The organism is Phycisphaerae bacterium (assembly GCA_041652575.1).
GTDB lineage: Bacteria > Planctomycetota > Phycisphaerae > Sedimentisphaerales > UBA12454 > UBA12454.
On record JBAZHC010000002.1, the window covers coordinates 135,573 to 159,045 of the forward strand.

General features: G+C 44.4%; 21 protein-coding genes and 1 tRNA gene. 8 read left to right on the plus strand and 14 right to left on the minus strand.

Annotation, left to right across the window (positions count from 1 at the left end; genetic code table 11):
• Nucleotides 1–17: 17 nt before the first annotated feature.
• Nucleotides 18–92, minus strand: a tRNA-Pro gene (locus tag WC496_02195).
• A 222-nt stretch (nucleotides 93–314) separates the two neighbouring features.
• Here WC496_02195 and glmS point away from each other — a divergent pair.
• Nucleotides 315–2,180: a glutamine--fructose-6-phosphate transaminase (isomerizing) gene (gene glmS / locus WC496_02200; GenBank protein MFA5291828.1), complete on the plus strand. Its 1,866-nt coding sequence runs from the start codon at nucleotides 315–317 to the stop codon at nucleotides 2,178–2,180.
• 26 nt (nucleotides 2,181–2,206) lie between these two features.
• On the opposite strand, the gene WC496_02205 is transcribed toward glmS, so the two are convergent.
• The 12 genes from WC496_02205 to WC496_02260 all read right to left on the minus strand — a co-directional run bounded on the left by WC496_02205 (nucleotide 2,207) and on the right by WC496_02260 (nucleotide 12,942).
• Nucleotides 2,207–2,383, minus strand: coding sequence for a hypothetical protein (locus WC496_02205; GenBank protein MFA5291829.1), 177 nt, complete (start codon nucleotides 2,381–2,383; stop codon nucleotides 2,207–2,209).
• Nucleotides 2,384–2,404: 21 nt separating this feature from the next.
• Complete coding sequence (locus tag WC496_02210) at nucleotides 2,405–3,250, minus strand: methyltransferase domain-containing protein (GenBank protein ID MFA5291830.1); 846 nt, start codon at nucleotides 3,248–3,250, stop codon at nucleotides 2,405–2,407.
• The gene (locus WC496_02215; protein ID MFA5291831.1) at nucleotides 3,240–3,380 is read right to left on the minus strand and encodes a hypothetical protein; all 141 of its coding nucleotides are present in this window, start codon (nucleotides 3,378–3,380) and stop codon (nucleotides 3,240–3,242) included. Before WC496_02215 ends, WC496_02210 begins: the two co-directional genes overlap by 11 nt.
• Before the next feature lie 69 nt (nucleotides 3,381–3,449).
• Nucleotides 3,450–5,090, minus strand: coding sequence for a hypothetical protein (locus WC496_02220; GenBank protein MFA5291832.1), 1,641 nt, complete (start codon nucleotides 5,088–5,090; stop codon nucleotides 3,450–3,452).
• A gap of 52 nt (nucleotides 5,091–5,142) precedes the next feature.
• Nucleotides 5,143–5,598 carry an ACT domain-containing protein gene (locus tag WC496_02225; GenBank protein MFA5291833.1) on the minus strand — a complete coding sequence of 152 codons (456 nt, stop codon included), beginning with the start codon at nucleotides 5,596–5,598 and terminating at the stop codon, nucleotides 5,143–5,145.
• A gap of 45 nt (nucleotides 5,599–5,643) precedes the next feature.
• Nucleotides 5,644–6,006 carry an STAS domain-containing protein gene (locus WC496_02230; protein MFA5291834.1) on the minus strand — a complete coding sequence of 121 codons (363 nt, stop codon included), beginning with the start codon at nucleotides 6,004–6,006 and terminating at the stop codon, nucleotides 5,644–5,646.
• A 61-nt stretch (nucleotides 6,007–6,067) separates the two neighbouring features.
• Entirely contained in the window at nucleotides 6,068–7,024 is a 957-nt protein-coding gene (locus WC496_02235; protein MFA5291835.1) for an oligopeptide/dipeptide ABC transporter ATP-binding protein, read from the minus strand.
• A gap of 28 nt (nucleotides 7,025–7,052) precedes the next feature.
• Nucleotides 7,053–8,042, minus strand: a complete 990-nt coding sequence (locus WC496_02240; protein MFA5291836.1) for an ABC transporter ATP-binding protein — start codon at nucleotides 8,040–8,042, stop codon at nucleotides 7,053–7,055.
• Between the two features lie 4 nt (nucleotides 8,043–8,046).
• The gene (locus tag WC496_02245) at nucleotides 8,047–9,000 is read right to left on the minus strand and encodes an ABC transporter permease (protein ID MFA5291837.1); all 954 of its coding nucleotides are present in this window, start codon (nucleotides 8,998–9,000) and stop codon (nucleotides 8,047–8,049) included.
• Nucleotides 8,993–9,934 (minus strand): ABC transporter permease, encoded by a 942-nt coding sequence (locus tag WC496_02250; protein MFA5291838.1) that lies wholly within the window; start codon nucleotides 9,932–9,934, stop codon nucleotides 8,993–8,995. Before WC496_02250 ends, WC496_02245 begins: the two co-directional genes overlap by 8 nt.
• Nucleotides 9,931–11,760 carry an ABC transporter substrate-binding protein gene (locus WC496_02255; protein MFA5291839.1) on the minus strand — a complete coding sequence of 610 codons (1,830 nt, stop codon included), beginning with the start codon at nucleotides 11,758–11,760 and terminating at the stop codon, nucleotides 9,931–9,933. Before WC496_02255 ends, WC496_02250 begins: the two co-directional genes overlap by 4 nt.
• A gap of 30 nt (nucleotides 11,761–11,790) precedes the next feature.
• Complete coding sequence (locus WC496_02260) at nucleotides 11,791–12,942, minus strand: hypothetical protein (protein MFA5291840.1); 1,152 nt, start codon at nucleotides 12,940–12,942, stop codon at nucleotides 11,791–11,793.
• Nucleotides 12,943–13,156: 214 nt separating this feature from the next.
• Here WC496_02260 and WC496_02265 point away from each other — a divergent pair, with 214 nt between their 5' ends.
• Genes WC496_02265 through uxaC form a run of 3 tightly spaced genes read left to right on the plus strand, consistent with a single transcriptional unit; the run spans nucleotide 13,157 to nucleotide 16,824 of the window.
• Entirely contained in the window at nucleotides 13,157–14,158 is a 1,002-nt protein-coding gene (locus tag WC496_02265) for a DUF547 domain-containing protein (protein ID MFA5291841.1), read from the plus strand.
• Between the two features lie 25 nt (nucleotides 14,159–14,183).
• On the plus strand, nucleotides 14,184–15,386 hold the full coding sequence (gene metK / locus WC496_02270) for a methionine adenosyltransferase (GenBank protein ID MFA5291842.1): 1,203 nt from the start codon (nucleotides 14,184–14,186) through the stop codon (nucleotides 15,384–15,386).
• Between the two features lie 7 nt (nucleotides 15,387–15,393).
• Complete coding sequence (gene uxaC, locus WC496_02275; protein ID MFA5291843.1) at nucleotides 15,394–16,824, plus strand: glucuronate isomerase; 1,431 nt, start codon at nucleotides 15,394–15,396, stop codon at nucleotides 16,822–16,824.
• Between the two features lie 18 nt (nucleotides 16,825–16,842).
• Here uxaC and WC496_02280 read toward each other — a convergent pair whose 3' ends face one another.
• Complete coding sequence (locus tag WC496_02280) at nucleotides 16,843–17,421, minus strand: HNH endonuclease signature motif containing protein (protein MFA5291844.1); 579 nt, start codon at nucleotides 17,419–17,421, stop codon at nucleotides 16,843–16,845.
• 891 nt (nucleotides 17,422–18,312) lie between these two features.
• Here WC496_02280 and WC496_02285 point away from each other — a divergent pair.
• From WC496_02285 to WC496_02300, 4 genes are all read left to right on the plus strand, one after another.
• Nucleotides 18,313–19,701, plus strand: a complete 1,389-nt coding sequence (locus WC496_02285) for a TrpB-like pyridoxal phosphate-dependent enzyme (protein ID MFA5291845.1) — start codon at nucleotides 18,313–18,315, stop codon at nucleotides 19,699–19,701.
• A gap of 6 nt (nucleotides 19,702–19,707) precedes the next feature.
• Nucleotides 19,708–20,844 carry a phosphotriesterase gene (locus WC496_02290; GenBank protein MFA5291846.1) on the plus strand — a complete coding sequence of 379 codons (1,137 nt, stop codon included), beginning with the start codon at nucleotides 19,708–19,710 and terminating at the stop codon, nucleotides 20,842–20,844.
• Between the two features lie 297 nt (nucleotides 20,845–21,141).
• Nucleotides 21,142–22,290, plus strand: coding sequence for a penicillin-binding protein activator (locus WC496_02295; protein ID MFA5291847.1), 1,149 nt, complete (start codon nucleotides 21,142–21,144; stop codon nucleotides 22,288–22,290).
• Between the two features lie 23 nt (nucleotides 22,291–22,313).
• Entirely contained in the window at nucleotides 22,314–23,450 is a 1,137-nt protein-coding gene (locus WC496_02300; GenBank protein ID MFA5291848.1) for a polyprenyl synthetase family protein, read from the plus strand.
• Nucleotides 23,451–23,473: the final 23 nt, after the last annotated feature.

The window sequence follows — 23,473 nt, forward strand, 5'->3', positions numbered from 1 at the left end:
GTTTTTTACAGCAAAAATCGGGGTGATAGGATTCGAACCTACGGCCTCCTGGTCCCAAACCAGGCGCTCTAGCCAAACTGAGCTACACCCCGAAGGGGATGATAATTTAAGTCATAACCGTATTACGAAATACGAAACGAGTCTCGTCATTGTCCGCCATAGTTTTAGCGACGGCGGAACCGTAACCGTTGGACTATGTTAAGGATATTACTATAGTTAGGTTTGATTTGCAATAGAGACTTTGATTATTTACATTTTAAGATTAGCCGATATAATGGCTTAATTCTTATTTTTTATGCTAAATTGAGGTAATTATGTGCGGAATTGTTGCTTATTTGGGCAAAAAACCGGCTCAGCCGATACTTATTGAGGGCTTAAAACGGCTTGAGTACAGGGGATATGACTCGGCAGGCGTTGGTCTGATAAATCCTGATAAGACTGGGATTAGGATAACCAAATCCAGCGGCCGAATCAGCGCTCTCGAAGCTCTCTTGAGCGAGCCGGACCAAAAAGAAGTGGTCGGCATCGGCCATACACGCTGGGCGACGCACGGCCAGCCCAACACGATAAATGCCCATCCGCATCTCGACTACACCGGCAAAATCGCAGTCGCCCATAACGGCATTATCGAAAATTACAACACGCTGAAAACCTGGCTCATAAGCAAAGGCTGTAAGTTCATTAGTGAAACCGACACCGAAGTAATCGCCAATCTTATCGGCCATCTTTACGCCAACTCTGACGGCGAAGAACCCGGCCATGAACAAAACAGATTCGAATGGGCCGTTCAGCGGGCGCTCAACGAGCTTGTCGGCACTTACGGTCTGGCGATAGTTTGTACCGATTTTCCGGAAATGCTCATCGGCGCAAAGAAGGGCAGCCCCCTCATATTCGGACTTGGCAAAAATGAATATATACTCGCCTCCGATGCCGCCGCGATTGTTGAACATACCACGCAGGTGATTTACCTTGCCGATAACGAAATGGTTACCATAACCCCGAAGGGTTTTCATACCAAGACAATCGACAACGTGGAAATACGCAAGGACCTCAAACAGCTCGAATTTTCGCTCGATGCGATTGAATTGGATGGTTTCACTCATTATATGCTCAAGGAAATCTGCGAGCAGCCTAAGGCGCTTGGTATGTGTCTTGGCGGCAGACTCGATTTACGCGACGGCAGGATAGTGCTGGGCGGCGTGGAAAAATACTGGCGAGAACTTACGAGGGCAAAAAGAATCGTTATCAACGCCTGCGGAACGGCCTGGCACGCAGGACTCATCGGAGAATATCTCATCGAGCAGTTGGCCAGAGTTAACACTGAAACGCAATACGCAAGCGAATTTCGATATCGCAATCCTATTATCGAGGATGACACAATAGTTATAGCCATCAGTCAGTCTGGCGAAACCGCCGATACGCTGGCCGCAGTGGAACAGGCAAGGGAAAGGGGTGCTATAACGCTCGGCATCGTAAATGTCGTTGGCTCAACTATCGCCAGAAACACAGATGCGGGAGTTTATTTGAGAGTCGGACCGGAAATCGGCGTCGCAAGCACAAAGGCCTTTACCGCGCAGGTAACGGTACTGGCGATGCTGGCGATTGAGCTTGGCAGAAGAAGACATCTTTCAAGCGAACAGGTAAGATATTACATAGAGGAGCTTTCGAAGATTCCTTCGAAAATCGAAGAGGTTCTTTCTCTGTCTGAGCATATAAAGAAGATTGCCGAGGCAACCTGCGACAGGGAAAACTGGTTGTTTTTGGGCAGGGGATTCAATTATCCTGTTGCCCTTGAAGGTGCGCTTAAACTAAAAGAGATAAGTTATATTCACGCCGAGGGCCTGCCGGCGGCGGAAATGAAGCACGGCCCAATCGCTCTTATCACTAACGGAATGCCTGCGGTCTTTATCGCGACAAAATGCTCACAATATGATAAGATTATAGGCAATATAGAAGAGGTAAGGGCTCGCGGCGGCAGGACAATTGTTGTCGCAAGTAAAGGCGACGAGAACATCAAACGGTACGCAGATTTCCTTATAACTGTTCCGGAAGTGCCGGAAGAGTTACAGCCTTTGGTTACCGTAGTCCCGCTGCAGATGTTAGCCTATCACGCCGCAGTGCTTCGCGGCCACGATGTCGATAAACCCCGCAACCTCGCCAAAAGCGTTACAGTGGAATAAAACATTTTTGCGATTTAGAAACATTTTTAGTACGAACCTTTTGTGTCTGTTGTTTTGTTTTGTCTCAATATCGCTTTAGCTGTTTTTCTCGCTATTTTTTTCAGCAGACTTTCTTTGTCCGACTTTCCGGATTCGGTCTCATCGTCCAACCCCTTCTTTTCGCCGGCAGCGTTTTTTATCATATAAAAAGTTGTTAAACCCACCTGGTTATCCTTTTTTCATAGTTATTTTTTCGCAACGGCCACAAGCCTTTGTGCTTTTTGGTCGTAATTAGTTCCCGTCAGGTCTCCGTAAACTTTTACGGAACTGAATCCGCAGTCTTTCAGCAGGCTGGTCAATTCAGTGGCGGAGTAAATCCTGTGGCCGAACCTGACTTCCTGTCTTTTCCTGCCTTTCAGCAATATCCATTTGTTGTCGACCCATGACCAGTCTCTTGATATTTTATGTTCATGCAGGCAGATAACGCCATTTTCTTCAGACCATAACTTCGGCTGGAATATTCGTGCCAAAATCTCTTTTGACATAGTTTCTATAATCAGCGTTCCGCCTTTGCGCAGCGAATAATAAATATTACTCAGAACTCGCCTGTCATCGGCAGGATTCTCGAAATAACCAAACGCTGTATACATATTAATTATCGCGTCGAAATAATCGAGCTGGCAAAATCGTCTCATGTCATCACGAACAAACTGTATATCCAAACCTTCTGCGCGGGCCTGTTTGCGTGCCTTATTCAAATATTGTTCTGTAAGGTCAACGCCGACAACCTTGAACCCTTTGCTCGCCAGTTCCAGCGAATGTCTGCCGGTTCCGCAGCACAAATCGAGAACTCTCGCACCTTTCCGCATACCGCAAAGCGTTATCACCTGTTTAACCTGTTCATCGGCAGATGCTATAATTCTCGGATTGAACAGAGTTGCCTCGAGATTCTTCCACAGATTCTTGTCTTCATACCAGTTTTGCTTCTTTTTCATTAAAATTTCCTTCCCGATAAATAAAAAAGCCTCACAGGTTTTACTCCCTGCAAGGCTTTTTAAATTCGTAATATAATAAAGTCTTTTAGGGGGTATTCTCCTTAACCTGCGGCATAATACCTACAAACAGTTTTGCTGCGTCAATGGACATTTCTGAGCATAAAAGCCCCGCGTCCGCTGTGCGGCCTGTGAGATGATCCAGTTTGTATTCAAAAGACTTAAACATTAAAAAATCCATTACTGAAATATGGCAAACCTCTAATTATTGCAAATGTTTCCGGCTTGTCAAGATTATTTACTGCGAACCCTCAATTTTCATAATTGAGCAATTTTCCAGTGGATTTACAGGTTTATCGGTTACCGGCGGGAGAACGGTATCTTGCCCGCTGTTGGCCTTGACGAAATACAGAAATTGTTCTTCCCAATTATTTATATAGACAAACATATTCCATCTATATTTGCTGTTTGGTGCCGGCGGCAATGGTTGCGGCTGTAGACTGCTCGGAAATGATTCTTCCCATCCGACTATCCATATAGAATGGTTCGATGCCAGACAATCAGAAGCCATGGAGATAACGGGTTCAATAGGATTTAAAGATGCCATTTTTTCTCTGATCAGGTCGAAACGCTGAATACTGTAATCTTCGATTGGCGGAAGTGTAGTATAATAAGCTTTACCATTATAATAATTTTTAAAACTTGTGGCCAGGTACCATGGATTGATTATGATAGTATCGTCTTCGCCGGCATATTTTTCCAGCCTGAGCGCAACCATATCGATATTAGTTTGCCGGACTCGAACTGATTGGTTGCAGGTATTGAATGATATTATTGTTATTGTTACTGCCAGGATTATCCGGACAATATTCAGTATATTAAAGCTTGCAAAAACAACGTCCAGAAACAAGGCTGTTATCGCCATCACTGGCAAAAAATATCGCGGCCAAACGGGAACCTGCATATTTTTTATAAAAAACAATTGTGCCGTTACGCAAAGAATTATTGAGATTAGACAGTACCACAAAAGAGAGTTTCTGCTTCTGTCGCGGCAGGATCGTGATTTACTAACGCTTAAAATAATGCCAAGGCTCAGCAGGATAAGGCCGCACCATATTAAATGGAAATATCCTCCGTCGATATTTAGTGCAGAAAAAAATACTCTTAAAATTGCAGGAAAATTGATCGGCCTTTTTATAATACTTACCCAGTATTGGGCGTTTTTTATCGGCTGCACATATGGTAATAAACTTATCGCGGCGGAAAGTCCAATCATAATAAGTATAACTGTCTTTTTTGGTTGCCGGCGGTAAATCGTAACTATGGCCCCGGCAAATATAATAGAAGCGAGGAAAAACGCATTTTGATATAGACATTGGACACTCAAAATTGCGGCTATTGTTCCTGCTGCTATTTGCCATAATCGGGCTTCCTGTATTATTTTCCATATCAGCCCGAATGAAATTAATATTAGAAAAATTCCGGCACCATGAGGCCGAATAGAATCAGTGATTGTGATGGATAACGGATTAAATACAAATAAAGCTAATGATAATAGTGGTACACGATAACCTAACCAGCGGCCATTCAGCCAAAATATACCAAGGATAGCGATGCCTGTCAGAAATCCAAAATACCTTAGCCCCGGCTCGCTGTTTGTAAACAAAACCGTCCAGAATCGTACTATCAGCGAGGAAAGAATGGGGAAAGAATCGTACTTCAGACAATGCCATATATCGGATAGAGAGGGCATTGTCGCCAGAGCGATACTGCCGATTTCATCTCGCCAAAATGCACCGGCATGCAGCATAAAGATTAAATGAAGAAAAACAGCCGCTGATGTTAGAATTATACCTGCTGTTAGTTCTGTTCTTTGAGTTAACAGAAGATGATATTTGAAAAAAACAGCAATCTTCTCGGCCGATTTTTTTTCTGCCACAGATGGCGTCCTCTTTGGAACTAAAACTTAAAACTCTTACAGTAACGGCTAATCAGCCTTTTCTCGATGGCGGCGGCCGTCGCTCGGCCTGGCGTGAATCGCTGTTTGATTCAGCGGAATCGCCGAGTATTTTCATCGCCTTTTTTACATCTGCGACTTTTAGAACTGCCGTCGTTTTGCCGCCTTTGGCACCGGCCGTGCAATAGCCGTATGCGATATTGATATGGGCTTTCGATAGTTTTTCCGCTACCGCCGCGAAAGCGCCAGGCCTGTTCGGCAGTGTTACGCACAGGACTTCCGTTTCGTTGTACTGCATATTGATACGATTCAGGACGTCCCGCATTTTATCGGCGGATTCGGCAACTATTCGTAATACGCCGTGCTCGACGGAATCCATTACGGTAAGAGCGAAGATATTTATTTTTGCTCTGGCAAATTCGGAAAGTATCTGAGCCATAATGCCGGGCTTATTTACCATAAAAATCGAAAATTGTTTTTCTATATCCATACCCACCCCTTTCGAATTTATCCGCCTCTGGCGGAATAAGGTCTTTTATGCTTTTTTCAACTCGTCAATCGCACTTTGTGCGTCGGGATAAAATTTGAATAATTTATCGAGATTAGTGATTTTAAAAACACGGTAGAGCTGCGGGTTTATACCGCTTATCATTACGTTGCCTTTTTGGGCGGACAACTTTTTCTTTGCGTCGAGGAGTATTCCCAGTGCCTGGGACGAGAAAAATTTAACGCCGGTAAAATCAATGAGAAGATTTTTGGGTTTTTGATTTTTTATAAGGTCCGAAATCTGCTGCGAAACAGCATCCAGCCCCTGGTCAGTGGTCAGACTTGTGACATTAAACGAGACTGTCGTCAGGGCATCTTCAGTTGTTATTTTTGTTATATTATAGTCGGTCATATTAAATCGAATACATTATATACCTATATCGGCTAAAAAGTCGAGAAGCTTTTATCATAAATCAGGCTTTAAAACACGCGGTTTTATGGCAGGGGGCCTTTTCCTCGAGCGGGGGCACATTTTTACTGCAAAAATCGTCGCCAATCGGGCATCGCCCGTAAAACGGACAGCCTGCGCACGGTTCCGCTTCCAGTACAGGGGCCGAAACGGATGTTCTCTTTCTTTCAGGTACAGGCAGGGGAATGGCGCTGAGAAGCAATTTCGTATAGGGGTGCAGAGGTTTTTCATATAAAGCGAGAGCAGGGGCGATTTCAACTATCTTGCCCATGTACATCACCGCCACATTATCGCTTATAAATTCAACCACCGACAAATCATGAGCGATAAAAAAATACGTCAGGTTGAACTGCTCCTGAAGGTCTTTGAGAAGGTTTAAAATCTGGGATTGAATTGAAACGTCCAGGGCGCTTACAGGCTCGTCGCAGATTACCAGTTTAGGCTCGACCGCCAGCGCCCTTGCGATACCGATTCGCTGCCGCTGACCGCCGGAAAATTCGTGCGGATAGCGGTTAATATGAGAAGCCGAAAGGCCGACTTTCTCCAGCAGAATTGATATGCGGTCGATAAGTTCCGAGCCTTTTGCGATTTTATGAATCTTCAGGGGTTCTGCGATAATTGAGCCTATCGTCATTCTCGGATTCAGTGAACTGTACGGGTCCTGAAAGACTATCGATATATTTTTACGGATTCCCCGAAGCAGGGACTGAGGCATCGGCAAAATGTTTTCGTCGTTAAAATAAACTTTTCCGCTTGTTGCGTGGATGAGTCTGGCTATCGTCCTTGCCGCGGTTGTCTTGCCTGAGCCGCTTTCGCCTACAAGCCCGAATGTGCTGCCGGCGGCAATCTCAAAACTTATATCGTCAACCGCTTTGACGTGGCCGACAGTTCTTCTGAGCAGTCCCTTTTTAATGGGAAACCACGTCTTAAGATTTTCAACATTTAATAAAATATTTTTCATTATTTTTTATTTCTTTGTGTCTTTGTGGCTATTTATATCCTTCCGCGTACCAGCAGGCGGCGTAGTGATTATCGGAAACCTGTTTTAACGCAGGCTCCTGAGTTTGGCATTTTTTGTCATTGCAGCCTACAGGGCATCGCGGATGAAATTTACACCCGCTCGGAAAATTCAGCGGTTCCGGAACATTTCCTGCGATAGTATTTAATCTGTTTTGTCTTGTGCCTAACTGCGGCAGGGAATTTAAAAGACCTTTCGTATAAGGATGCAAAGGTTTCCTGAAAAGTTCGACGCACGAACACCGTTCGGCGATTTTCGATGCGTACATTACCGCTACATTATCGGCTCGCTGGGCGACAACGCCGAGGTCGTGAGTTATCAGGAGAATACTCATTTTTTCGCTCTGCTGAAGTTCATCGAGCAAATCGAGTATCTGTGCCTGTATCGTAACGTCCAGTGCCGTCGTCGGCTCATCGGCAATCAGCAGCGAAGGTTTGCACGATATCGCCATTGCAATCATAACCCGCTGTCTCATTCCGCCTGAAAGCCGATGCGGATATTCATAGAGCCGTCGCGCAGGGTCGGGGATGCGGACTTTTTCGAGCATCTGCCCGGCCATCAGCCATGCGTCGGAACGGTTTTTTTTTTGATGAAGTGATATTGTTTCGGCGATTTGGTAGCCTATTGTAAAAACCGGATTCAGGCTCGTCATCGGCTCCTGAAAAATCATCGCGATTTTATTACCGCGGATTTTCCGCATTTGTTTTTCAGGGAATTCGAGAATATTTTGACCGCGGAAAAGGATTTTCCCCGATGCAATCCTGCCCGCAGGTTTTTGTACGAGCTTCATAATCGAAAGGGCGGTAACGCTTTTGCCGCACCCGCTTTCGCCGACCAGAGCGAATGTTTCCCCGTTTTCTATATCGAATGAAACATCCTGAACGGCTTTGGCTTCGCCGTTTTCGGTATCGAAAGATGTCGAAAGATTGCTAATGGATAATAATGTCTTATTATCGCTCATAGGGTTATTGCACCTTCAGTTTCGGGTCGAGCGAATCTCTAAGAGCGTCGCCGAATATATTTAATGCCAGCGAAATAATAAATATTGCCGCGGTGGCCGCCGTCATTTCCCACCAGTAGCCCTTGGGCAAATCCAGCCTTGCCGCGTCAATCATAGCGCCCCAGCTCGGACTGTTTTTTTCGCCCAGTCCCAGAAAACTCAAAATCACCTCAGCCTGTATGAACCCGACGAACTGCAGGGAAAAGCTGATTATAATCAGATGAAAAACATTCGGGATAAGATGTCTGAAAATTATCCTCGAACTGCCGCATCCGTAAGATTGTGCCGCTAAAATATAATCCCGCTCTTTATGTTTCATAACCTCGCCGCGGATAAGCCGGCAAATGCCCACCCAGCTTGTCAGGCCGATTGCAAGGTAAACGGTCGATATGCCTGAAAGCGATATTGTGCCGAGACCCAGCCAATGGAGGCTGAGCGTTTTCCCCCTGAGCACAAGAGCGAAAGCGAGGATAAGCAGAATATAGGGAATAGAGCTTAATGTCGTATAGAGCCACACGACTATGTCGTCGATGAAGCCGCGGAAGTATCCTGCCGCGGCGCCGAGAGGAACGCCTATTGACATACTGATGATGGATGCCCAAAAGGCAACGGTCAGGGAAACTCTCGCTCCGTATATGGTTTTTCGCAAAACAGAACGGCCAAGAAAATCGGTGCCTAAAATATTTTGTTTGTTCGGCCTTTCATATTCTTTGCCGACCTGCTGGTTCCAGTCCAGAAATGGCACATCGATTTTTGTCCAATTGGCCAGATAGATAAACATTACGACAAGGATATAAACGACTATTATGCCCAGTGAATACATAGCGAGCTTATGCTTGCGCAATTGTCTGAGGCTGTCGGCCCAGTAGCTTCGGCCTTTAATCTTCGGAACATTGTTTTTTTCTTTTGCCTTATTCAAAGCTTACCCTCGGGTCCACAATTGAATAACATATATCGGTAATCAGGTTGAACACGACAAACAGGATTGCCCCGATGAACGTCATTGCGTTTATAACCTGAAAATCCCGCGCTCCGATGGCGTCAATCATCAGGTATCCAAGTCCCGGAATCCCGAAAAATCTTTCTAACAGCAGCGAACCTAAAAACAAAAATGGTATTGCCAGGATAACCTGTGTGATAATAGGTATCATCGCGTTTTTGAGAACGTGACGGAAAAGAACCGAACGGCTGCTGAGTCCTTTGGCGAAAGCCGTTCGGACATAATCGTTGCGTAATTCATCGAGCATAACAGTGCGGTAAAATCGCAGGTTTCCGCCAAGCCCTGCGATGATGCCTATAAGAACAGGCAGCGCGACATATTGCGGCAAAGGCAAATCCGGCCAGAAATAAACAGGGAACAGTCCCCATTTGAAGGCCAGGAAATACTGTCCGAACAGAATAAAACTCAAAAACGGAACGCTCATCAGCACAACGCATATAAATACCGACATAATATCGATTATCGTCCCGCGGAAGAAAGCGACTATCAGCGCCAGGCTGATTGATATTGCAACTTCGCCGATAAACATCGGAACCGTCAGCGACAAAGACGGCAGCGCGCCTTGTGCGATTTTAGTGATTATCAGTTCGCGGTCGCTCCAGGACCTGCCGAACTGGAATGTCAGGCAGTTTTTCAAATGGTTTATAAACTGGCTGTCCCACGACAGAAACAAAGGCTTGTCCCAGCCGTATTCGGCACGGATTTCTTTTATGGTTTCTGCCGATGCCGCTTTGCCTGCTATCTGGTCGGACACATCCCCGCTGACAACGTTGAACAATATAAACGTTACCAGGAGGACTCCGAAAATTATCGGAATCGTATAAAGCAGTCGTCTTATTATATATGCAATCATTTTAATTTTCTTAAAAGTTCTTTATATGCGGCTTTTTTTGCCTCGTCAACCCTGCGGTATTTGCTCGTCCCGTATGCGAAGGCGTTCGGTTTGATATTCATTGCCCAGTCGTGCGTCAGAATAAATGCCACTCCGTGCGTAAGAAATATTGCCGGGCAGTCTTTTACGACTACTTCTTCGGCCTTTTTATAAAGAGCGTCTCTTTCGGCCCCGTCAGACATTACATAGGCCTTTTCATATATCTGGTCGAATTCAGGATTGGAATAGTTGAAGTTATTCGACCCGGGAGAAACATTTTTGCTGTAGAAAAGCTGTAGAAAATTTTCCGCGTCAGGGATATCTCCAACCCAGCCCAGCGCGAATATTTGTGCGCTTTTAGTCTTGATTTTATTCTGGAACGTCGGCCAATCCATATAATCCATCTCTACATCGAGTCCGGCATCGCTGAAACATCTTTTGAGAAAATCGCCTTGCTGCCTGAAAACAATATCTGTCCCGGGCATTGACAGTACCAGCCTCGGCAGTTTAGAGCCATAGATTTGCTCGGCTTCCTTTACCAGTTTTCTGGCCTTTTGAACATTATATGAAGTTTGCGATATATTTTTGATATTCGCATTGTAGCAGCTCATCAATGGCGGAATAAAGCCGTAAGCCGCCTCGCTGCGGTTGTTGGTGAATAATTCGACATATTTGTCCCTGTCAACGGCGCAGCTTAATGCCATACGCAGCGGCAGATTTTTGCCGAGAACTTCGTCTTCCATATTGAACCCGAACCAGTAAGTGCTTGGGTCTCGGAAAGTCAGCAGTTTGATATTTCTTGCCCGCATTTCAGGCGTGAGTTGCCGTCTGAGGTCGATGGCCTCGGAAAAATTGTCTTTCGGTATGCCCGAGACGTCGATTTTACCCTGCAAAAACAAAAACCATTGCGGCGGGTCTTCCTGTATAAGAACAGTTACCAGCCTGTTCGTCAGTGGAAGTTTTTTGCCGGCATCGGCGAGAATACCGTTTGTTGCGTCGTTTGCTTCGCCTTCAGACGGATAAAATTCGTCTCTGAAAGTAGGATTTTTGACCATTTCAATATAACTGCCTTTATGCCAGCGATTCAGTTTGTACGGCCCGGTTCCGACAGGGTGGTTTATTATATCTTTCCTGTAATAATCGACCGCCTCTTTCGCCATTGGCGCCGTCGGCAGATGGGCCAGCATATAGACAATCTGCGGCCACGGCCTTCTTAATTTTATTACGAGCGTCCAGTCGTCGGGTGTTTGCAGGCCTTCGACAGGCGTATTATAATCTACGTCCGCCGATGTTTTACAGGTCTTTGAATATTGCCTGAATTCATCGAGGCCGGTAATTTTATTGTCGAATATCCACCAGTTTTTGCTTATGTATTTTATATCCGCGATTCTCTTCCATGCGAACACGAAATCGCCCGCCTTCAGTTCTCTGCCTTTGTCGTCTTTGAAGCATTTATCGTCTGTAAACAGCACACCTTTCTTTATCTTTATCGTATAGACAAGCCCGTCTTCGCTTACCGTCGGCATATTTTCAGCCAGGCATGGAATAATTTGATACGGCCTTTTGAGATAGTGGTATTGATATAGGCATTCGATCATTTGGCTGGCGATGATGGAAGATGTTACGTCGCCGATATCGCCGGGGTCGAGCCCTCTGACTTTTGCGCCGTGTGTGCTGTAGAGAACGGTATCGTTGGGATCTGCTTTTGCCGGAGAGTTTAATTTTTTACCGAATAGCAGTACTAAAAATATTATGATGATTAGCAGGAGAAAGAAAAAAAATATTTTCAGGGTCACACGGCCATTCATCAGGACAAACCTCCATTGTCTGTCTGGTATTTATGAGGGATTATTTACATCTGGTTGCGTTTGGGTCTTTTTTTCCGCTTGAGGCGGTTTGGGCAATTCAGGCGGGCCAGTCTTGGCTGTCCCGTCCGTATTTCTGCCGTAATCGAAACCTGCTGCCGCCGGTAATTTTCCTAAGGTGCTTGCGGAACCGAAAAGTGAATCTGCCTCGGCAAGCAGTGCCGAGCCGCCGCCTTTTTCAATCGCTCTTTTTAACGAACCCTGCCAGTCAGGAATAAAACGGCCCAAAAGTTTCTCGGACTGGGTGATTACCGAGACAAGATTGCTCCGGCTCGTCTCGCTGAGACTCTGGTCGGCAACTATATATTTTTGTATCACAAGCGAATAAAGAATAGCGAAATTTTTAGCCATCGCTCGGCTGCTGTCGGCATCTATTTGAGTTCTGTCCGCCAAAGCCTTTAGTATTGAAGCGTCAGTCATTTCATCGTCAGCTTTCCATGCCATATAAAGGTCTATTCTCTTCTGCGATATGGCCGTCAGCATATCATTTGCCGCCGGCTGCTTTACCCCTGATGCGAACTGGGCCAGAAGGATTAGGATATCGCCGGATTGTTCTGTCTTTGCCGCCGCCCCAAGCTTCTGCGTAAATTCCTGCGACAACCGCCGGCTTTCTTCAGATGTATCGTTAAGCTGGCGAAGAATATTGGTATTACTCAGGGAATTTACGGCCCAATATCGAACTATAACATCTGGGCTTTGAAGATAATCAAGGGCCATTTTAGCCGTTTCAGTATTGGCAAGGTCATTGACTAAAATCAATAAGTTCGTTGTCAGAAGAGTCTTACGATAGCTTTCTGGCAGGGCGTTTATATTTTTAAAAACACTCGACATTTCTTTCTGGACGGACGTGAAGAACCGCGGCCCATACTGAATCTGACCGCTTTCGAGCAATGACGTGCTTCGGCTTATAATCGTGGTACGTAGCGAGGCAATATCTGAAAAATCGGTTTTCGCGATAAATTCAGAAAAAGCTTCCCCTAAAAACTCCTCTATAACCGCCGTATCAGCATCGACTAATATCTCCTTGCCTCTAACAACATCTATTTTCGCGGTATTGACGGCATAAACGGGGAACAGAGCTGACAATAAAACTAATCCGCAGAAAATAATGTAATTTATACGCATAGTTCGTAAATTCCGAAAAAAACTGAAAATAGGTAAAATTAACATCTAAAAAAGTATACAAAACTGCCGTTTCTGTCAAGGTTATTTCCATATTAGCGAGCTTATTACTCATATAACCAAATTTTGGCTGGTAATCTGTGCTGAAATCATTAGAATTCATTGCTCAAATACTTGGATTGTGCTGTAAAATTATGGGTTTTATAGCTGGAAAGATATGAAAAGTTTTAGGCTGATTATAATATTGTTCATAGCTGTTGTTTGCAGCGGCGGGTATTGCCGGGTTGCATTGGCGGTTGTGCAGCAAAAAGACGACGTAAACACGCCGGCCAAAAATGAAGTTATAAAATCCGAACCTAACGATAGCGGCGATGCCAATAACAATGGGGAACTTTTGAGTGCGGCCGAAGTTGAAGGGCCCAATACCCCTGACGGTTATATCGGAGGCGATGCCTTCAATCTTGGTTTTACCGGGATTTTAAAAGGGTATGTAAATCAGCATGGACTTGTAAATTACGCCAAATTGAGACGATTTCGGCTCGAGTTAAATGACGCGGTCGAAAAATTTTACAGTCTCAAGCCGGAAGTCTATATTACATGGTCGAGAAATGAAAAAATTGCGTTCTGGATTAATGCCTATAATATTTGCACCTTGAAAGGTATCATTGAAAATTATCCTGTAAAACCTTCGAGGTTTATGCTCCTTTTTTATCCCGCAAACAGTGTTATGCACATCAGCGGGTTAAGAGACCAGACATATTTTATGATAATGGGGATACAGTACACTCTCGATGAAATCGAAAGAGATGTGCTTCTCGGAAGGTTCGAAGAGCCAAGGTCCTGTTTCGCCGTCAGTTACGGAACTATGGGAAGCGCCCCGCTGAAACCGGAACCTTATATAGGGAAAGTACTCGAAAAACAGCTTGACGAGCAAATGCGGAATTATTTCAGCCGCCCGGATGCCCTCCGGATTGATGAGACCAACAATGTTGTTTATCTTTCGCCTATATTCAAAATGTATAAATGGCACGAAGACGCGTTTTTAAAACGGTATGAAACCAATAAGCTTTTCAGAGAGTACCTGCCTGTCGACAGGGCGATACTTAACTTCGTAAAGGATTTTATCTCGGAACCGAATGCGAATTTTCTTAAACGAAAACAATATTCGATTGAATATATAAAGTACAACTGGCAGCTTAATGAACAGCCGGCGGAATAATTAATTAATAAGGAAAAGATAAACTATGTCAAAGAAAAGAAATTGTACCAGTTTAAATTGCAGCAATGATAATTACCTGTTCACGAGCGAGTCTGTGACTATGGGGCATCCCGATAAGGTCGCCGACCATATATCGGATGCCATCCTCGATGCGCATCTTGCTCAGGACCCCAACAGCAGGGTTGCCTGTGAAACGCTTGTAAAGACAGGCATGGTTATGGTCGCGGGTGAAATTACTTCCAGCGCAATAGTGGATGTGCCTTCGGTTGTTCGCCAGACCATAAAGGAAATAGGTTATACGGATCCCGAGATGGGTTTCGATTATGATAATTGTGCCGTTCTTGTAGGACTTGGCACACAGAGCCCCGATATTTCGCAGGGTGTTACCCAAGGCCAGGGCCTTCACAAGGAGCAGGGTGCCGGCGACCAGGGCATTATGTTTGGTTTCGCCTGCAAGGAAACCCCTCAGCTTATGCCTATGCCCATTCAGCTTGCTCAGCAGCTCGTCGAAAAACTTGCGAAGATGCGCCAGAGCAAAAAACTTCCATGGCTGCGTCCCGACGGAAAAAGCCAGGTAACTGTCGAATACCGAAACGGAAAACCTTACAGGATTCACACTGTTATTATTTCTACGCAGCATTCGCCGGATATAAAATATAATAAACTCCGCAGTGAGATAATTAAAAAGGTTATACTGCCTGTACTGCCGAAGAAAATGGTTGATAAGAATATTATCTTCCACGTTAATCCCACCGGCAGGTTTGTTATTGGCGGCCCGAAAGGCGATTGCGGACTGACCGGCAGAAAAATTATCGTTGACACTTACGGCGGCATGGGTGCTCACGGCGGCGGTTGTTTCAGCGGAAAGGACCCGTCGAAAGTCGACCGTTCAGCCAGCTATATGGCAAGATATGTAGCCAAAAATATCGTCGCGGCAGGACTCGCAGATGTTTGTGAAATACAGCTTTCTTATGCAATTGGCGTTGCAGAACCTGTTTCGGTTCATATTGACACGCAGGGCACTGCGAAGGTCAGTGAAAAAGAAATTCAATCGGCCGTAAGGAAAGTTTTCCCGCTTACACCGAGAGGCATTATTACCCATCTGAAACTCAAACGACCGATTTACGCGGCCACTTCATATCACGGCCATTTCGGAAGAACAGGCGAGAATTTCACATGGGAAAAAACTGATATGACCGGCAAACTGCGAAAGGCTTTGGGACTGTAGGGAAAATATGGCTTCAGAATTTATCAATGACGACTTTCTTTTGCAGACTGAAACCGCCAGGAATCTTTACCGTAATCACGCGGCAAAAATGCCCATTTACGATTATCACTGTCATATTCCCGTAAAGCAGATTGCCGATGATGCCCGCTTCGAAAACATAACGCAGGCCTGGCTATACGGCGACCATTACAAATGGCGGGCGATGAGAACTAACGGCGTCGATGAGCGTTACTGCACAGGCGACGCGAGCGATTGGGAAAAATTTCAAATGTGGGCGCAAACCGTTCCATATTGCCTTCGCAATCCGCTTTATCACTGGACGCACATGGAGCTTAAAAGACCCTTCGGCATAACAAAACTTTTATCTCCCGCCACAGCCGGGGAAATATATGACCAGTGTAATGAGCTTTTGAAATCTCCCAGGTTCAGCACACGCGGAATTATGCGTCAGATGAATGTAAAACTTATCTGCACGACGGATGACCCTATTGACGACCTTCGCCATCACAGAAAAATCGCGACAGACGGCTTTGAGATAAAGGTCTATCCAGCCTGGCGGCCCGATAAGGGAATGGCCGTTGAGAATATCGAAGCTTTAAACGAATGGATAGATAAGCTTCAGGCCGCCGCCGATATGGAAATTAAAAATTTCGACTGCTATCTTGCTGCGATAAGGAAAAGACACGATTTTTTCCACGCGAATAACTGCCGATTAAGCGACCACGGCATAGAAACCGCTTTTGCCGAAGATTACACCGACAGCGAAATCAAAAAAATATTTGATAAGATTCGCCACGGCAAAGACCTTGATACCCGCGAAATGCTGAAGTTCAAATCGGCTATGATGTATGAGTTCGGCGTTATGGACGCTGAAAAAGGCTGGACTCAGCAGCTTCATCTCGGTGCGCTCCGGAATAACAACAGCAGGTTATTTAAGACTCTCGGCCCCGATACCGGTTTTGACTCCATCGGAGATTTTGAAATCGCAAAACCGCTCGCCAAGTTTCTCGACCGGCTCGACTCGCAAAACAAACTGCCTAAGACTATTCTTTATAATCTCAATCCGCGCGACAATGAACTTTTGGGCACGATGATAGGTAATTTCCAGTGCGCAGCATCCCTTACGGGAGACGGTTCCGTCCCGGGCAAAATGCAGCTCGGCTCAGGCTGGTGGTTCCTCGACCAGAAGGACGGAATGGAAAAGCAGATGACTGCTCTTTCCAACCTCGGCCTTTTGAGCAGGTTTGTCGGAATGCTCACCGATTCGAGAAGTTTCCTTTCCTATCCACGCCACGAATATTTCCGCAGAATTTTATGTAATCTTCTCGGCAGTGATGCCGAAGCAGGCCTTGTGCCGAAAGATACCAAACTCCTCGGCCAAATGGTCGAAGACATCTGCTACAATAACGCCAAAAATTATTTCGGCATGAAACTATAAATCCGAAAAACCGCCGGTTTATCCGGCGGGCTTCTCTCTCATTTCATATAAATTGCTTGCCAGCAGAATACTTTTAAACGGCTCTTTCCTGAATATTGTAAAGTTAAGTGGTGCGTACTCGGCATCTCCGTTTTCGATTACGAATTTATCTCTTGCCATTGCCGCGACTATCAGGCCGTTAGGCGTAAACGGGCTGTAGAAGCATCGCCGTCTGTTTTCAGTATGATATGCCGCGCAGTAAATCAGCTTATTTTTTATTTTCTTTTTTCTTATACTTACTCCGACAAATCCGGTCGAGCTTTTCAGTATCCGGTTAAGCATATTTTGTCGGTGCGTAACGATTCTTAAATTGCACCTGCGGTTATCCAGCGGGTCTCTGTTTATGTGGTCAACGATTTGTCCTTTCTTTGCCTTGACGATTATTCGTGCCATCGCCGTTGTCTTTCTGGTTTTTCGATTGCGCGCAAAGACCTGTCCTGCCTTACTGATTATCAGCGTTGAATTTAGTATCATCGGCAGACAAAAAATATCCGCGTCGATTTTTACATCTCTCCCCGCCACTTTTCTTATTACGTAATCTTCTTTTTTCGTAACCATTGCTTCGTGCTTCTTCTTTTCTTCGTGATGAATAATAATCAACGTAATCAGCGTAATCTGTGATTAATAGTTTTGTGTCTTAGCCGGTCTCGCCATAACCTTGGCGATGGCGAATGCCTTTGTGTCTTGTACTAAATAAGATTTTTGCATAATCATATCCTCGTTAATCGATTGCGGTATCGGTAACGTCGCGTTAATCGTTATTCGTTTATTGTGTTTTGTCTTTTAACACCAAACCTAAACCGGGGACCGGCACACGTGACGTTACCGTTACTAATACCTATAACAATAAGGGCCTCTACCCTTACTGAAAACTTGCGCGCTTTTGACGAACTTTTCGCAAAATTTTTTGGGCCTGAATTTATAACTGCTTGTATGGTTTGAAGATAAAAATTTTCAAAAAATCTCATTTTTCACATTTGCGCAATTTTTTTATTGCGCAAAATTGACTATTCGGATATTTACAGTCCAATTTTTGGTTAGCCCTGCCAATACCTTGGCAGGGTTTGCTCTTTGTTGAAGACCAATTTTGAGGCTTTTTGGAATTCTTTAGATTATATTGTACACTTTAAATATACAGCGGGTAATCCCTGTGGTGGGTGACTTGAGTCTTGGCTTCCGGAGGTTGGGCTCAAAGGGCATTGGCACCATGGGCGCCGCTTTTTTTATGCGCTCTAATATCCGCCGCCAGATACGCTTCATCGAAGCGAAGCGGAGATCCCGATGCATCGGGACTCTCCACGATATACTAAATCTTGTTTTTTGTGCCTTAGTGTCTTTGTGGCTATCACTATTTTCCCTTTGCTTTAAGCCATTTTTATTACTATACTATGGTATTGTGTCAGTAAAAAGTAGATACTTCAACTCTTGTATAAATTAAGGAGACAGTTGATGGATAGAAAAATACTGCTCAGCGAAAAAGACATCCCCAAACAGTGGTACAATCTCGCAGCCGATTTGCCCAGTCCTCTTCAGCCGCCGCTTGGCCCGGATGGCAAACCTATCACGCCCGAAATGCTCGCTCCTGTTTTCCCGATGAACATCATCGAACAGGAAGTCAGCATGCAGCGTTGGATTGATATTCCCGCCGAAGTGCTCGAGATTTTATATCAGTGGCGTCCGGCTCCGCTCAGAAGGGCGATTCGGCTCGAAAAATATCTCAAAACGCCCGCAAAAATTTTCTACAAGGATGAAAGCACCAGCCCGCCAGGCAGTCACAAACCGAATACCGCCGTCGCGCAGGCTTATTACAATAAGGTTGCCGGCATAAAGAAAATCACAACAGAGACAGGCGCCGGCCAGTGGGGTTCGGCTCTTGCTTACGCCTGCAATCAGTTCGGCCTCGAATGCAAGATTTATATGGTTCGAATCAGTTTCGACCAGAAACCTTTCCGAAAAATTATGATGCAGGTCTGGGGAGGAAATTGCGTCGCAAGCCCGAGTAACGAGACCAGCTTCGGCCGCAAAATTCTTAAGGAAATGCCAAATACTCCCGGCTCCCTCGGCATCGCGATTTCAGAAGCGATTGAAGAAGCCGTCAGCGACAAAGAAGGAAAGACGCGTTATTCACTCGGCAGTGTTCTTAACCACGTTATGCTCCATCAGACAATCATCGGTCTCGAAGCGAAAAAACAGCTCAAGATGATTGGCATTGATAAACCTGACATCGTTATCGGCTGCGCAGGAGGCGGAAGCAATTTCGCAGGCCTGTCGTTTCCGTTTGTGCAGGACAAAATTAACGGCACAAATATTGAAATTATTCCCGTAGAGCCGAAGGCTTGTCCGTCGATGACTCGCGGCGAATTTGCTTATGACCACGGCGACACTGCCTGTATGACTCCGCTTCTGGCGATGTACACGCTCGGCCACGCATTTATGCCCGAACCGATACACGCCGGCGGTTTGCGTTATCACGGAATGGCTCCGCTCGTTTGCCAGGCCATTGTCGAAGGTCTCTTAAAGCCAAGGGCATATCATCAGCTTAAGTGTTATGAAGCCGCTCTTACATGGGCAAAGACCGAGGGCTTTATTTGTGCTCCGGAGACCAGCCACGCCATTGCCGCCGCCATTGATGAAGCGAATAAGGCAAAAGAAGAGGGCAAGGAAAAGGTAATTCTGTTTAGTTATAGCGGCCATGGCCTTATGGATTTAAGCGGCTATGATGCGTATTTGAGTGGAAAGTTGAAAGATTATGAATTGCCTGATGCTGATTTGAAAAAATCTACGGAGGTTTTGAAGGGGCTGCCAAAACCCTCAACCAAAAAATCCGGAAAGTGGTAACAAAATATGATTAGCCCTGCCATTACTATGGCAGGGTTTGTTCATTCAAATTACCAAAAGCCCGCCGATTTATTCGGCGGGTTTTTCTTTATAAAGGTTACGATGAATAATAATAATTTAATCATTATCAGCCTGCTGCTGATTGTCTGTTGCGGTGCTTTCGTAAATGCCAAACAGTCTTTCGGTATCGGACATGCCAAAAAGCAAAATATTATTATGACTGTTCGCGGGCCGATAAAACCCAGTTCTTTCGGCAAAACGCTGCCGCATGAGCATATACTTGTCGACTTCATCGGCGCCGGGAAAACCGGCCCGGACCGTTATGATGCGAACGAAGTTATTTCTATAATGCTGCCATATCTGCTGGAACTGAAAGACAGAGGTTTTACAGGATTTGTCGATTGTTCGCCGGCATTTCTGGCAAGGGATGTGAAAATATTGAAACAGCTCTCCGGACAGACTGGCCTGAATATCCTCACCAATACAGGCTTATACGGCGCATCGAATGATAAGTATCTTCCCGAATATGCGTTCAGCAAAACCGCCGACCAGTTGGCTGCAAGATGGACTGCCGAGTGGGACAGCGGAATAGAAGGTACAGGAATTTATCCCGGCTTTATAAAAACTGCCGTCGACCCCGGCCCGCTCAATGACACGGACAAAAAACTTATCCGTGCCTCGGCAAGGACGCATCTCAAAACCGGTCTTACGATTGCCTGTCATACCGGCCAGGCTCAGGCCGCACTTGAGGTATTGGAAATTATCCGCCAGGAAGGCGTTTCCCCGTCGGCCTTGATAATTGTTCATGCTAATGGAATCGCCGACCCCAATGTCAGGATAAAAATCGCCGCGGCAGGGGCGTGGGTGGAACTTGACGGCGTTAATGAAAATTCGATAGCGCAAAATGTTAAATTCATAAAAGAATTGATGGGGGCTGGCCTGCTCAATCGAACGCTTATTTCGCAGGATGCAGGCTGGTATAATGTTGGCGATGAAAAAGGCGGACAGAAAATTCAGCCCTTTACTATAATAGCTGACCGGTTGATTCCTGCGTTAAAGCGGGCCGGCCTGACCGATGCGCAGATTAGGCAGTTGATTGTAGAAAACTCCGCAAAAGCATATACCGTTAAAGTAAGAATCTAAGAATTCATTTATTCCAATTTCCCCAAGCCCCTGTGTTTATCGCGGGGGTTTTCTTTTAATCGTTTAGCCCCCGGACCTGCCTGTCCGTCCGTAGCCTTGTCGAAGACGGAAGTTTTAACGAAGGAGGATGGCGAAGGCGGATACTGGGGGTTCGTCATTGTTCGTATTCGGGGGGGGGGGGGCAACTGGGGGATTTCTTCGGAAAAAGGTATTGATTCTGGGTTTGGAATAGCTATAATATACAGCTCAATTGGAATGAGGATTAATATTGAGAAGAAAAAATTGAAGGATCATAAAATGAGGCGATTTACAAACCTGATTATCGTTAGTGGATTTCTGCTTACTATTTCTGTCTTTACACTGTTATGTACCCCCGGCTGTGCAAAAAAACCACAGGAACCAAATGAAATAAAAATTGGGGCTATCCTACCTCTTACTGGTGATGGGGCAAAATATGGACAGAGTGCTAAAAAAGGTATAGACTTAGCTTTAAAAGAAATAAATACTGCAGGTGGAATCCACAATAAAAAACTCAAAATTATTTATGAAGATAGTATATTAGACCCTAAACAAGGAGTCAATGCAGCAAATAAGCTGATTACTGTTAATAAAGTTCCTGTTATTATAGGTGCAATGGCAAGTTCAGTCACCTTAGCTATAGCTCCTATAGCAGAAAAAAGCCATACTATTCTGCTTTCACCGGCATCTTCTGCTCCCGATATAACCAAAGCGGGTGATTATATATTCAGAAACACATATTCTGACATTTACGAAGGGCCCGTCATGGCTCGTTACGCTTACGAGAAGCTTGGTTTTAGGCAGATAGCTATATTGCATATCAATAATGATTTCGGTGTTGGTCTAAGTAAAGCTTTTCAGCAAAGTTTTGTTCAGCTAGGCGGAAAGATAGTTGATTTGGAAAGTTATGAAAATTCCTCTGATTTCAGAAGTCAACTGAACAAGGTGAAACAGTCCAACCCGGATTCGATTTATCTGGTTGGGTATTCAGAAATGGGGCTTGTTATTCGCCAAGCAAAGGAAATGGCTTTAAACAATCAAATTCTAAGTTGTATTATGTTTGAAGACCCTAAAATACTCGAAGTTGCTGGAGATGCAGCAGAAGGAGTTATCTATACATACCCAACATATAATCCAAACAGTAATCAACAAGACGTAGTTAATTTTGTGCAAATATTTAGGCAAAAATATAATGAAGAACCAGATATTTATGCCGCGAGTTCATATGATTCATTAAAGATTTTAGCTTATGCAATGAATAAGGGTGGACTTGAGGCGGCATCAATCAAGCAAACATTATATTCTATAAAAGATTTCCCTGGGGTAACTGGTTCTACCACTTTTGACAACAATGGCGATGTAACTAAACCAATTGGAATTAAACAAGTACAGAATGGTAAATTTACTTGGCTGGAAACAAAATTTTGAAAAACGTGATGAGGTAAACAATTATGGATTTCACTTTCTTTTATACCCAAGAGCAACTTAATGGTTTTCTGAACTCTAAGTTTAAATCAACGGTTTTGTGCCCAAAAACTGATCGAATAGTAGAGACTACGACTTCACACCATGAAAATAATCATGTTAGTTTGTCTCCTAAACTTGAAAATATTTTGGAAGAAATCGCAATTACTAAGGAACTTGTTGACCCTCTAATTGAACGATACATAGAAAGTGTTGAAGATAAATCAATTTTACAATTATTAAAATATAATAACAAAACTTGGAGCTGGCGTGAAAAAAGTTTTTTGACACGAGCATGTGCTCTTACACTCGGTGCGGAATTTACAATGCCTTTAATTAAAGCAACTGCTGGTATCGAGCTTATGGGGATGAGTTTTTGTTTGATAGATGATATTATCGATGAAAGTTCATTTTATGACTTAAAACAAACAACTTGGGCAAAATATGGTTATAAAGAAGCTATTTGTGCAAGCCAGATACTAATATCATTGGCACATAAAGCTCTAATTGATGCCTGCAGCGAAGCCAAAATATCTGGAGATTATTTTGAAAAAGTAATGCAAACCTTCCGAGCAATACAAGGTGACGCCTATACTAGTCAGTTTATGGACATAGAATCTGAAAAAACATCAATCTTTTCAGAAGATAGTTATTTTAAAATGACATCTAAATTTCCAGGCACTTTTTATAAGGGAGCCATACAGATAGCATGTTTGTTATCCTCTATTAATGATGACCGAGTTACAAAACTACAAGAATTTGGTCGGTTATTAGCAATAGCTAACCAAATCAGGGATGATTTGATTGAAATAATTGGAGATGAGCAGGTTATTGGCAAAAAAATTGGAGCTGATATCTCACAAAAGAAGAAAAGATTACCTTTGATAGTTTTCCTCCGAACTCGGCATGACGAATATAAAGAGTTTCTTCTTAGTAAAGCCTTTAAAGAAATTCATGCCAAAGAGGTACTATGCAAAATTCAATCAAATGGCGTGGTCGATGCTTGTATAGCACATGTGAATACTTTTATAGATAATGCGGTTGAACAATTGACAGCTTTAGGAAAGAATAAATGGACAGATTTGCTTGAGAATTTAGCCGAGTCAGTAACTGATTTTAGATGATATAACAATATTAATTAGTTTGA